9 protein-coding genes and 1 pseudogene are annotated in these 12,231 nt (G+C 48.8%); 4 read left to right on the top strand and 6 right to left on the bottom strand.

The genetic code is table 11. The features are described 5' to 3' along the window. The 3 genes and pseudogenes from BZG23_RS16520 to BZG23_RS15620 all read left to right on the top strand — a co-directional run. Window positions 1-165: pseudogene (locus BZG23_RS16520) on the top strand (IS256 family transposase); the annotation flags it as partial. 7 nt (window positions 166-172) lie between these two features. Next, complete coding sequence (locus tag BZG23_RS15630) at window positions 173-832, top strand: RHS repeat-associated core domain-containing protein (RefSeq protein ID WP_241837226.1); 660 nt, start codon at window positions 173-175, stop codon at window positions 830-832. A gap of 435 nt (window positions 833-1,267) precedes the next feature. Next, window positions 1,268-1,627 carry a hypothetical protein gene (locus BZG23_RS15620; RefSeq protein WP_077607457.1) on the top strand — a complete coding sequence of 120 codons (360 nt, stop codon included), beginning with the start codon at window positions 1,268-1,270 and terminating at the stop codon, window positions 1,625-1,627. 297 nt (window positions 1,628-1,924) lie between these two features. On the opposite strand, the gene BZG23_RS15615 is transcribed toward BZG23_RS15620, so the two are convergent. From BZG23_RS15615 to BZG23_RS15590, 6 genes are all read right to left on the bottom strand, one after another. Continuing rightward, entirely contained in the window at window positions 1,925-3,538 is a 1,614-nt protein-coding gene (locus tag BZG23_RS15615) for an IS1634 family transposase (protein ID WP_077607456.1), read from the bottom strand. Between the two features lie 715 nt (window positions 3,539-4,253). Continuing rightward, on the bottom strand, window positions 4,254-4,607 hold the full coding sequence (locus BZG23_RS15610; protein ID WP_198532196.1) for a hypothetical protein: 354 nt from the start codon (window positions 4,605-4,607) through the stop codon (window positions 4,254-4,256). 246 nt (window positions 4,608-4,853) lie between these two features. Next, a complete protein-coding gene (gene gcvP, locus BZG23_RS15605; protein ID WP_077607455.1) occupies window positions 4,854-7,718 on the bottom strand; it encodes an aminomethyl-transferring glycine dehydrogenase in 2,865 nt (954 codons plus the stop codon). Between the two features lie 15 nt (window positions 7,719-7,733). Then, complete coding sequence (gene gcvH, locus BZG23_RS15600; RefSeq protein WP_074214574.1) at window positions 7,734-8,111, bottom strand: glycine cleavage system protein GcvH; 378 nt, start codon at window positions 8,109-8,111, stop codon at window positions 7,734-7,736. A gap of 166 nt (window positions 8,112-8,277) precedes the next feature. Continuing rightward, the gene (locus BZG23_RS15595) at window positions 8,278-9,576 is read right to left on the bottom strand and encodes a serine hydroxymethyltransferase (protein WP_046075706.1); all 1,299 of its coding nucleotides are present in this window, start codon (window positions 9,574-9,576) and stop codon (window positions 8,278-8,280) included. 26 nt (window positions 9,577-9,602) lie between these two features. Further along, complete coding sequence (locus BZG23_RS15590) at window positions 9,603-11,003, bottom strand: L-serine ammonia-lyase (RefSeq protein ID WP_077607454.1); 1,401 nt, start codon at window positions 11,001-11,003, stop codon at window positions 9,603-9,605. A 582-nt stretch (window positions 11,004-11,585) separates the two neighbouring features. Here BZG23_RS15590 and BZG23_RS15585 point away from each other — a divergent pair. Continuing rightward, complete coding sequence (locus tag BZG23_RS15585) at window positions 11,586-12,188, top strand: helix-turn-helix domain-containing protein (protein ID WP_077607464.1); 603 nt, start codon at window positions 11,586-11,588, stop codon at window positions 12,186-12,188. Window positions 12,189-12,231: the final 43 nt, after the last annotated feature.

Here is a 12,231-nt window from a genome sequence, read left to right as displayed (position 1 = left end):
ACCAAGGGTGGCTTTGCCAACGAGAACGCATTGCTCAAGTTGCTGTATGCAGGTATGTTGAAGGCGTCAGAGAAGTGGACGCATCCGGTGCAGAATTGGAACCTGACATTGTCCCAACTGAGCATCCACTTCGAAGGGCGGCTCGACGACTACGTAGATCTTTAAACGTTGGGTGACACAGAACTATGAACACCCTCGAGTCTACAACCAAAGTGGCGATAAGGTAGAAAGTCACCACTACTCACTCTACGGCACAGCCAGTGGTGACGCATTTTCTCAACAACCGTTTGGATTCTCCACCAAACGTAATGACTTTGCTTCAGGGCTGGTTTACTTTGGCTACCGTTTTTATGTACCGCATCTGGGAAGATGGCTGAATCGTGATCCGTTGCAGGAAGCGGGAGGAATTAACCTGTACGCTTATGTGAATGGGGATCCGCTGGGGTATGTGGATCCGGATGGTAAGTATAGCTTTAGCTTTGATGCTTATGTCGGCCTTGGGGGTGGATTTACCATTGGTTATAGCCCCTCGACTAGTAACTTACTATTTGCACTTAGAGCTGGATATGGTTTGGAAGTTGGCGGTGGATTTGATCCAAGAGACGATCAATACCCGTCAGAAGGACTTCAGTGTGGGGCTGAGGCCAAATGGGGAGCTAGTGTTTTTGGGGTCGGGGTTGAAGGGCAAACGAGGTCTGATGGGCTAGATGTTGATGATTCCCCAGATAATAACTTATTTACCCCAAAACTTACCCTAGATGGTTTAAGTTTAGGAAAACCATCAGTGAGTAGTGGTGCACATGCTGGCGCGTATGTTGAATTTAATTTATAAAACTAATTAGGTTGACTAAAATATGGAAATCAACTACCTTTTTAAAGTTATTATGTTTTTTTGTGCATTAGGGATAATCGGTTGTGGATGGGGGGTGCCTTTTCTTATATCTAAGCAATTGTTATCAAAAGATGATGAAGTCTTTATTCCAACAATTAAAATGATATTTATTTCAAGGGAAAAGATAACCAAAAAAGGGAGGCGCATACAGCAATGGGCTAAATTGTTATTATTTTTATTTTTATTCTTGTTTTTGTTTCTATATGTGCTCAAGGTTAATTTGTTATGAGGGTTTTAATTTGAATCTAATCTCATTTTCTGCTCTGGCTAGTGGAGGTGTTGGGGTTGCCTATATTATTATTTCTACCAAAAGTATGATAGAAAGTTATCTNTTTCTATATGTGCTCAAGGTTAATTTGTTATGAGGGTTTTAATTTGAATCTAATCTCATTTTCTGCTCTGGCTAGTGGAGGTGTTGGGGTTGCCTATATTATTATTTCTACCAAAAGTATGATAGAAAGTTATCTTTTTGAAGATGTCATTGTAATTCCACCGACGCTGATTTATGGTATAGGAATGATTATCGTATTTTTTGGAATCAAGCTTAGGTATAGGTATGGGGCAATACTTTTGTTAGTGATGCCGTATTATCAAATGCTTCTTTTTTATTTGGTTCATGGTGAAGATGTTAAGGTAAACTTTTCATGGCCCTGGATTATGACTTCACTTTTATGGATAGTATTTTTTTATTATCATCTGTTTATTAAAGGGAAATGGAAGTATTTTACTAAATAACCATTTTCCATATGGCTAGGTGAGGGTGTTCATAGTTCTGTGTCACCCAACGTTTAAAGATCTACGTAGTCGTCGAGCCGAGTTTCCGCACCTAATTTAGGAATAAACCGCTTCGTATAACTGACCCAACAATTTCAGCAATCGTCGTTGATGCTCTCGTACACCGGNATTAAAGGGAAATGGAAGTATTTTACTAAATAACCATTTTCCATCACGCTTATTGAGGGTGTTCATAGTTCTGTGTCACCCAACGTTTAAAGATCTACGTAGTCGTCGAGCCGAGTTTCCGCACCTAATTTAGGAATAAACCGCTTCGTATAACTGACCCAACAATTTCAGCAATCGTCGTTGATGCTCTCGTACACCGGTAATGAAGCTCTGACCGTCGAGTTCGAGTGTGTCGATCCCTTCAAATTTTAAGAATACCCAACGTGCCGTCGGTTTAGTCGTTGTTTTGTTCTTCACCATGCTTGGGAAGAACGCTTCTGTCTTGTTAAGTTGCTCTCTGATTTTGTGCTCTAGACTTGCGTAAACAAGAAGGCTAAGCGTCATTATCATGAGCAGAGCCTCAATGCGTTGAGGTTTTTTTAAGAAGATCGAAGGCGTTAAGAACTCGGGGCTTTTCAAAAAACGAAAGCCGCGCTCTACTTTTTGTTGGGATTTGTAATGTTCAAGCAATGCAACCATGGTCAGATCCGTACTGTTAGTATCGTTGGTAGCAAGGATAAACATACCCACTTTAAGCTTAGCCAGTTTCACTTTATCTAGATCGGTATAAGGCGTGGCATCAATAAAATAGCGATATCCTGTTGGCTTAGCTCCCTTTTTAGGGCGACCATGACCCGCATAGACAGCCTCTTTAATGATGTTTTTTTGTGCAAAGCCAATGAGGTGACATTGGCTTGCAAAGTCATCGATTGCCTGCTCGGCATTTATCGCACAAGCAAACTCTTTTTTCATAAGTTGGCCCAGGGCTTTCAGCTCTTTGGTGGCATTTTTATCTAAGTTCTTGTAGAACGTTATTTCTTCTCGCTTCGTCGCTTGCTCGCTATGAACCAACAACCATTTTTGAGTGACTGCGCCATAGTTAGCGTCAATCCAGCAACCTGAATAGCCGTTACCGATATGAGTTAACTGCTCAGGTCTAAGCGCCAGCAAGGCTTCTTGGGCAGACTTAATCGTCATTGGCACACGAGTAATGAATTTCTGTTTTTGTTCATCCAAAGAGCGAATGCTGTCTTCCGTATACAGGGCGGCATCGGCGATAAAATAGCGACTATTTTGAGCCGCTTTTAAACAGTGAATATGCTTCTTAGTGACCTCAGAAAATGCCTTCGCATCATTGGTGTTACCACTGAGTGCTTGCATGTAAACAGGCAGGCCTGCTTGATTTTCACAAATCAGCTCAAGGACCACTTGGTTTAGTTCTGGACGGTGATCTCGGCTGTAGCCTTTTACCAGTTTAATCGCATTGATATCGTCGTCTTGGGCGTATTCTCCATCAACATGAAAGCTTGTGATATCAAGATGGACAGAGTCCGCTTTAAGTCCCAGTTTATCAACAACATGCTCAGCAATCGCTTGATAAAGTGCGGACACATCCGCTTCATATAAAGCATCAAGCGTGCGCCCAAGGACATCATCCGTTAAATGGTGCGCTTCAATGTCTTTGGCTAGCAATTTGGAAACAGGCTTCGTTTCGAAAAAGTCGGAAAACATATGCAGGGTTCTACTGTGAAAACCCAGCCCATTTAGGATCATCGCTAAGACGGCATCACCATGTGAAACCTTGTGCTCGGAGTACTTAGGAATGATACGATCGATAATATCTGGTAAGCCAACTTCACGACAGAAAGCAGCGATTAGCCCTAGGTGATCGAGACGTTTGATGACGGGTTGAGGAGCAGGCATAGTAAGCGACCGTTAAATAACAGTAATAGATCAAAGCTGGGGATCACGGTCAAGACATATGTGACACTAAAAGCTGCAAATGATCGCTGGATCACACTATTTTAATTCATTAATTGGCTGCGGAATGACGGCTGAAAAGGCACCAATGCACCAGCAATAACAGCAACAAGTGAAAAAAGAAAAAGAGTAATTGAAAAGTTGTAATGCATATTATTCCTCCCTTATATAATCTCTAATTTTATTGTTGCATGATTAAGTGCACTTATGAAATTCTAAAAAATTATCTCTATTATTCGCCATACGAATATATTCCATTAAATAACCTGACTATAACTAAGGAGAAAGACCAATACGATTCTTGAACAAGGTGGCGATTACTTAATTTATAAAGACAATAAGTTAGTAAACGTTGGCTGCTTGTGACACATGGTCTCAAACATGATGTGGGCTGTGCTGACCAATATTAGCTTGGTGTCCAAAAAGAAGCGTTGTTTCATGAATAGCAGCTTCTTAGAGAAGGTTTTAGCCGCAGACATACCGGCTATGGTGGAAAAGTGAACGCTAATGTGCTCGCACTGGGCGTATATAAGCCTGACAACGACATATTTTCTTCATGCCGGATGCAATAGCTGGATGATACATCATCCTTAAATGAGAGCGAGCCTTAATAAGGCTCGCCGATGTGCATGGTTTGGCGTGATGAGCATAGGTTTATCTAAAACGAGTAGGTCACGCCCAGCGCGCCGCCAAGTTGCAACTCTGGGCCGCCGTGGAAGTTAAGCTCTGGATGGACTTGGCCGTAGGCAGTGATCTGCTTGGTGATTTCCCAATCTAATCCTATCGGTAAACGAACGCCATAGTCGTCGTCCCACTCCGCCCAGCCACCGGCGCCTACATACCAATCAACCGGGACATCGGGGTTATCAAAAGTGCCTTGTTGAAAAAGATAATCAAATGCGGTGCCATCATTGCCGAGGGTAAAACGGTATTGATCGTCGATTTCCAGTACAGCGCTTAGTTGTTGATCAACGGCGAGACCCGCCGAGATGCTGGTTTTTTCTTGCGCCACCGCTTAAGTGGTGAGACCAAGTGCGAGCAGGAGACCGAGAGCGATAGGTTTCATAGTGTGCCTTAATACTGCTTTTTCAGATGGCACAGAATGTAGCGGTGTTCGGAGAACAATCTGTCAAGCGTTTGTCAGCGACATTTAAAAGTTCATACCCTTATGTCAACGTTTGCCCAGAGAAAGCCATTCATAAAAAAGGCGAGCCGAGCGGCTCGCCATTAACATCACTATTGCCGAAAGCGGAGTGGATTACTCATCCATATAGCTTTCAATGCTAGGGCAAGAGCAAATCAGGTTGCGGTCACCGTAGACGTTATCGACACGGTTGACCGATGGCCAGTATTTGCTTGCCTTGTTATGGGCAGATGGGAAGCAAGCCAACTCACGTGAATAGGCGTGAGACCACTCGTCTGCCATTAGATCTGCTTGAGTGTGGGGTGCATTGACCAATGGGTTGTCTTCCAGCGTCCACTCACCGTCTTGCACCTTGGCAATTTCCTCGCGGATGGCAATCATGGCATCACAGAAGCGATCCAACTCTTCTTGGCTTTCACTTTCGGTCGGCTCAACCATCAGGGTGCCCGCGACTGGGAACGACATGGTCGGCGCGTGGAAGCCATAATCCATCAAGCGTTTGGCGATGTCTTCTTCGCTGATGCCGGATGCCTCTTTGAGCGGACGAATGTCGATAATACATTCGTGCGCAATGCGTCCGTTTTTGCCGCGATAAAGCACGGGGTAGTAGGGACGCAAACGCTCCATCACATAGTTGGCACCGAGAATCGCCAACTCGGTCGCGCGCGTCAGGCCTTGTTCACCCATCATGGCGATGTACGCCCATGAAATAGGAAGAATCGAGGCGCTACCCATAGGTGCAGCCGAGACGGCAAATTCGTCACCTTGCTCGACATGGCCGGGAAGGAAAGGCGCAAGGTGCGATTTCACGCCAATCGGTCCCATGCCTGGGCCGCCGCCACCGTGGGGAATACAGAAGGTTTTGTGCAGGTTGAGATGCGAGACGTCTGAGCCAATGTAGCCCGGCGTTGTCAGCCCTACTTGCGCATTCATGTTGGCGCCATCCAAGTAAACTTGGCCGCCAGCCTCGTGCACCAGCTCGCACACTTGCTGCACGGTTTCTTCGTACACACCATGTGTCGATGGGTAGGTGATCATAATGCACGAGAGCGCATCGCGGTGTTTATCGATCTTGGCTTTCAGGTCGTCAATGTCGATGTTGCCATCGTCATCACAACCAACCACGACCACTTTCATTGAGACCATCGCCGCCGAGGCAGGGTTGGTGCCGTGCGCGGAGCTTGGGATCAAGCACACGTTGCGGTGACTGTCACCACGGCTTTCATGGTAGCGCTGAATCGCGATCAAGCCCGCATACTCCCCTTGTGCGCCTGAGTTCGGCTGCATGGAGATCTCGTCGTAGCCGGTGATTTCACACAGCATGTCACGCAGTGATTTGCCCAGTGTTTGATAGCCTTTGGCTTGCTCCAATGGCACAAACGGATGCAGGGCGCCAAACTCTGGCCAGGTAACAGGGWTCATCTCGGCCGCGGCGTTCAGCTTCATGGTACAGCTTCCCAGCGGGATCATACCGTGGGTGAGGGAGAAGTCTTTGTTTTCCAACGCCTTCATATAGCGCATCAGCTTGGTTTCACTGTGATAGCGGTTAAAGACGGGGTGCGTCAGGTATGCACTGCTTCGGCGGCATGCGGCAGGAATGGCGGCAAATTCATCGGCTTCAATGTCGCTCGCCACGGCTTCCGCATTGCTTTGACCGGTGAGCGCGGTAAGCAATTGATTGACTTCTTCCAGCGTGCTCGCTTCATCAAAGCTCACGCCGAGCTGGCCATCCAATTTACGTAGGTTAAAACCGGCGTCCTGCGCTTTTTGGTACAAGGTATCAGTTTGCTCGCCTGTGTTGAGTGTGACGGTATCAAAGAAGCTGTCGTGAGCAAGGCTCAAGCCGGCCGCTTGTACCGATTTGGCGAACAGCGCGGTCAGGTGATGTACACGGCGGGCAATTTTCTTCAAGCCTTCAGGGCCGTGATATACCGCATAAAAAGCAGCCATGTTGGCGAGCAATGCTTGGGCGGTACAAATATTGGAGGTCGCTTTTTCACGGCGAATATGTTGCTCACGCGTTTGCATCGCCATGCGCAGGGCTTGGTTGCCTTTGCTATCGACCGATACGCCAATCACGCGGCCGGGCATGGTGCGCTTGAGCTTGTCGCGTGTCGCCATAAAGGCGGCGTGTGGGCCACCGTAACCCATAGGTACACCAAAGCGTTGTGCTGAGCCAATCACCACATCCGCGCCCATTTCACCCGGCGCTTTAAGCAAGGTGAGTGAAAGTAGATCGGTGGCGACTGCGACTAGCGTTTTCTTGCTTTGCGCGTCTGCAATCAGCGTGCTGAGATCGCGTACTTCACCGGTGGTGCCCGGATACTGGAGCAGGGCACCGAATACGTCGTGCTGACTCAGCTTGTCCGCATGATCAACAATGATGTCATAGCCGAGGAAATTGGCGCGCGTTTTAATCACGTCCAGCGTTTGTGGGTGCACATCACTGGCAACAAAAAACGCGTTGCCTTTGTGCTTGCCGCCACGCTTACACAGGGTCATGGCTTCCGCCGCGGCAGTGGCTTCGTCGAGCAGCGACGCGTTGGCCAAATCCATTCCCGTTAAGTCCATTACCATTTGCTGGAAGTTCAGCAACGATTCGAGTCGGCCTTGCGAGATCTCGGGCTGATACGGCGTATAAGCGGTATACCAGCCAGGATTTTCCAGCACATTGCGTAAAATAGGCGGTGGGGTATGAGTGTGATAATAGCCTTGGCCGATCAGGCTACGCTTAATGGTATTTTGCGCGGCAATGTCGCTCAGTTCCGCCAACATCTGGGTTTCGCTTTTGGGGGCGCTGAGGTTTAGCGGTTGTGGCAAGCGGATATCGGCAGGGACAGTTTCTTCAATCACATGCTCGAGGCTGGTGGCATTGATCGCCGCCAGCATCGCGCTTTGTTGCTGAGTATCTGGGCCGTTGTGGCGAGCGATAAAGTCATTATCGGCCACTAGGCTATCGAGTAAACGAGTATGCGTCATGATAGTCGTCCTGAATTAGTCGTCGATGGCGGCGGTGTATGCGTCCGCGTCCATTAGATGATCCAAATTGGTGTCGTCAGCGAGTTTAATTTTGGCAATCCAGCCTCCTTCAAAAGGCGCTTCGTTAACTAGCTCTGGGCTATCTTCAAGATCCTCATTGACGGCAATGACTTCGCCATCGACCGGGGCATAGATATCAGACGCTGCCTTCACCGACTCCACCAATGAGAAGCCTTCACCTTTTTCAGTACTGTCGCCAACCTCGGGCAGATCGACAAACACGACATCGCCCAGCAGGCCTTGGGCATGATCGGTGATCCCCATGGTCACCGTGCCATCGCCGTTGTCTTTGACCCACTCATGGCTTTCAGAAAACTTTAGTGTCGCGTCCATTTGTTACTCTCCTGCGTTTAATGCGAGCTGCTCAGTCGTTGAGCGATTTACAATGTAAAGTGAGGCGGTCTGTGGATGACGATACCGCCTCCTGTGTCTTAATAACGTACGTGTCAATGGTATTGGCTTAGTCGTTGCAAGACTGTTTATGGCTTCGCGCCGCCATTTATTGGCGATATAGCGGGAAGCGCGCGCACAGCTGTTGCACCTCTTTACGAATGCGTGCCTCGATATCGGCATTGCCCTCTGGCGCTTCGACTAAGGCGTCCAGCACATCACCAATCCATTCTCCGATTTGGCGGAACTCCTCAGTGCCGAAGCCACGGCTAGTGCCGGCCGGTGTGCCAAGGCGAACGCCTGAAGTGATCATGGGTTTTTCGGTATCGAAAGGGATGCCGTTCTTGTTACAGGTGATGCCAGCGCGTTCTAACGCTTGCTCTGCTTGGTTGCCTTTTAGGCCTTTTGGACGCAGATCGACGAGCATCAGATGGGTATCGGTGCCACCTGTAACAATGTCGCAGCCACGTGTTTGTAGAACCTCGGCCAGGACTTTGGCGTTAGCAACCACTTGATCAATATACAATTTAAACTCAGGCTCCAGCGCCTCACCAAATGCCACCGCTTTGGCGGCAATCACATGCATCAGTGGTCCCCCTTGCAAGCCGGGGAATACCGCTGAATTGATCTTTTTGTTGATGTCTTCGTGATTGGTGAGGATCATCCCGCCGCGTGGCCCACGTAAGGTTTTGTGGGTAGTGGTGGTGACCACATGTGCATGGGGCAGTGGCGAAGGGTGTGCGCCGGTGGCCACTAGGCCAGCAATGTGTGCCATGTCGACCATTAAATAGGCACCCACTTCATCGGCAATGGCACGGAAACGAGCGAAGTCAATATGGCGAGGGATCGCACTGCCCCCGGCGATGATCATCTTCGGTTGATGTTCACGAGCCAGCACTGCGACTTCATCGTAATCAATTTCTAGGCTGTCTTTGCTCACGCCGTATTGCACAGCATTAAACCATTTACCGGATAGAGCAGGGCGCGCGCCGTGAGTGAGGTGGCCGCCAGCATCGAGTGACATACCTAAAATGGTGTCACCGGGTTGCAGTAGCGCCAGCATGACGGCGCCGTTGGCTTGTGCGCCCGAATGCGGCTGTACGTTGACATACTCACAGCTAAACAGCTGTTTGGCGCGGGCTTGGGCGATGGCTTCAACTTCATCAACGTGCTCGCAGCCGCCATAGTAGCGGCGGCCCGGATAGCCTTCGGCGTATTTATTGGTTAAGCAGGTGCCTTGTGCTTGCATCACGGCTTGCGAGACGATGTTCTCCGAGGCGATCAGTTCGATTTGTTGTTGCTGACGTTTGTGTTCGGCCTGCACTGCCGACATCACAGCGCCATCGGATTCCGATAAGTTAGTGGAGAAAAACTGCTCCAATTCTACATTCGGGTAGCTCGGTTTCATTGCGCTTTCCTTGTTGGCGATGGTGGCTAACAGGCCACGACGTTAATCGGGATCACATTGGTGGCGAGGCCACCTTGTGAGGTTTCTTTATATTTACTCATCATGTCGAGCCCGGTCTCATGCATGGTTTTGATCACGCTATCAAGCGAGACGTGGTGCTCGCCGTCGCCACCCATGGCTAATCGGGTAGCGTTAATGGCTTTGACGGCGCCCATGGTATTGCGTTCTATACAGGGAACTTGCACCAAGCCATCGATGGGATCACAAGTGAGACCAAGGTTATGTTCCATACCAATCTCTGCGGCGTTCTCAATTTGTTGATTACTCGCTCCCATCGCCGCGGCTAAGCCGCCAGCTGCCATGGAGCACGCCACGCCAATTTCTCCCTGACAACCGACCTCTGCGGCCGAAATAGAGGCATTGGTCTTGTACAAAGAGCCAATAGCCGCAGAGGTGGCCATAAAGGTACGGATCCCGTCTGGGTTATTGGGCGACACAAATTTGTCGTAATACGCAAGCACGGCAGGGATCACGCCTGCCGCACCATTGGTTGGGGCGGTGACCACACGACCACCGGCGGCATTCTCTTCGTTGACCGCCATGGCAAATAGGTTGACCCAATCATTGGTATCTGTGGGTAAGCCATGGGCTTGTTTATCGTGAATGGCGTCGTACATGCCTTTGGCACGTCGCTTAATGTTTAAACCACCCGGCAACACGCCACCTTGTTTAATGCCTCTATCGATGCACTCACGCATCACTTGCCAGATATGATCCAGTCCCTGGTTAACCGTGTCACGTGTGGCGCCACTATCGTGATATCGCGCGCGTGCCACTTCGTTAGTAAACATCAGCTCACTGATGGTCATGCCCGTTTTTGCACATTGGTCAAGCAACTCCGCCGCACTATTAAACGGGTGAGGAGGGACAAAATCTGTTGCCAATGCATCGGTTTCGCCTTCTTCCACCACAAAGCCACCGCCGACAGAGAAATAGGTCTTGCTGGCCAAACAGTCACCGGCTTTATCGTATGCACTGACTGTCATCCCGTTGGGGTGCTCGGGCAGTACTTGCTCATAGTGAAAGGCAATATCTGCCTGCCAATTGAATGGGATGTAGTGGCGTCCAGCAAAGGGGAGTTCGCCGCCGTTTTTGACCAGCTTGGTCATGGTATCGATTTCATCTGACTCTATGGTCGCGGGCATTTCGCCCATCAATCCCATCACACAGGCGACATCGGTGGCATGGCCTTTCCCGGTGAGCGCTAGTGAGCCGTATAAGTCCACTTTGACACGTTCGATGTCGGTCACTGAGAGCGTTTGTGCCGCGTATTGCGTAAAGCGTGCACAGGCCACCATCGGGCCTACGGTGTGGGAACTTGAAGGCCCGACACCGACTTTGAACAGGTCAAACATGCTGTGACTCATGGCCTGTCTCCTCAATCAGTAAGGTACGTTTTTGTCATTATTCATGCTGTCTTACATCGAAGATGTCGACATTGCTTCACGTTGCACTCAACAGTCGCGATCGATGGATACGCGCACTGTTGATTTAAACATTTTGTTAACGTACCTAAGCGTTCACTTTTCCGCAAAATAAATTTCCAATAAGAAACCTATGTTGTGATCATGGAGACAAAACCTTGCTCTGTTGGCCATGTAGCAAGCAACGCAAACGTTTGCCTTTTTATCTTAAACTAGGGTAAATTGCAAATAGGCAGCATTAACAACACGAAACCTTTGTCAGCGGCTAGCACTGTTATTGTGCCATGGCAATGTTTAAAACATTGTTTTTATTAATATTTAAGGTTCAATACTGCCACGTTGACTACGTATCGAATGTTGTGTTTCTTTGCCAATTCGCTTGCGAGGTCACGTTTATGGTATCGCTATTTTCCGATAGGAAACTTTTTTGTTAAAAGTGTTAAAGCGTTAAACACAGTGGGACAAACTGATAGAGGCGAAAAGCTGGTGACAACAGACCAATCAACACAGGATGTGTACCCGTCGATGCAGGTTGAACGTTCGCTGCGCGAGGGGGAAGCGAGTGAGCCCATTGCGCCGTTGCGTTTGGGCCCGCGCTTAAAAGCGGTGAGGGTCGGGTTAGGGCTGACACTTGAAGAGGCAAGCCAGCGCACAGGCTTGGCGCGTTCAACCTTGTCCAAAATTGAGAATGAGCAGATATCTCCCACCTTTCAAGCCATGCAAAAACTCGCGCACGGATTGGACATTGATATCCCGCAGTTGTTTGCCCCGCCCAAAAAACGGCAAGCTACGGGACGGCGAGATGTCACGTTTGCCGGTCAGGGTAAAGCGCATCCCACAGGCACGTACGAGCATGAATTGTTGGCAACACAGCTAAGCAATAAAAAAATGATGCCGTTTAAGTCGCGGGTCAGGGCACGTACTTTTGAGGATTATAGCGACTGGATTCGACACGACGGTGAAGAGTTTTTATTGGTGTTGGAAGGCAGCATCCAATTTTTTTCTGAGTTTTATGAAGCGATCACACTCAATGAGGGTGACAGCGTATATTACGACGCCACCATGGGACACATGCTAGCTTCCGTCAGTGATGACGATGCACTGATCTTATGGGTAACGGCGTCTTAACCAACCACATAAACGCATTGCTTAACGTGGGCAAGATGCCCGC

This window comes from Salinivibrio sp. ML290 (assembly GCF_001995695.1).
Classification (GTDB): domain Bacteria; phylum Pseudomonadota; class Gammaproteobacteria; order Enterobacterales; family Vibrionaceae; genus Salinivibrio; species Salinivibrio siamensis.
The sequence above is the reverse complement of the archived record's forward strand: the minus strand, read 5'-3'. Positions and strand labels throughout refer to the sequence as shown.

Bases quoted from the DNA above. Each gene is read 5' to 3' on its own strand.
- BZG23_RS15615 (WP_077607456.1), bottom strand. From the start codon at position 3,538: ATGCCTGCTCCTCAACCCGTCATCAAACGTCTCGATCACCTAGGGCTA.
- gcvH (WP_074214574.1), bottom strand. From the start codon at position 8,111: ATGGACGCGACACTAAAGTTTTCTGAAAGCCATGAGTGGGTCAAAGAC.
- BZG23_RS15595 (WP_046075706.1), bottom strand. From the start codon at position 9,576: ATGAAACCGAGCTACCCGAATGTAGAATTGGAGCAGTTTTTCTCCACT.
- BZG23_RS15590 (WP_077607454.1), bottom strand. From the start codon at position 11,003: ATGAGTCACAGCATGTTTGACCTGTTCAAAGTCGGTGTCGGGCCTTCA.
- BZG23_RS15585 (WP_077607464.1), top strand. From the start codon at position 11,586: ATGCAGGTTGAACGTTCGCTGCGCGAGGGGGAAGCGAGTGAGCCCATT.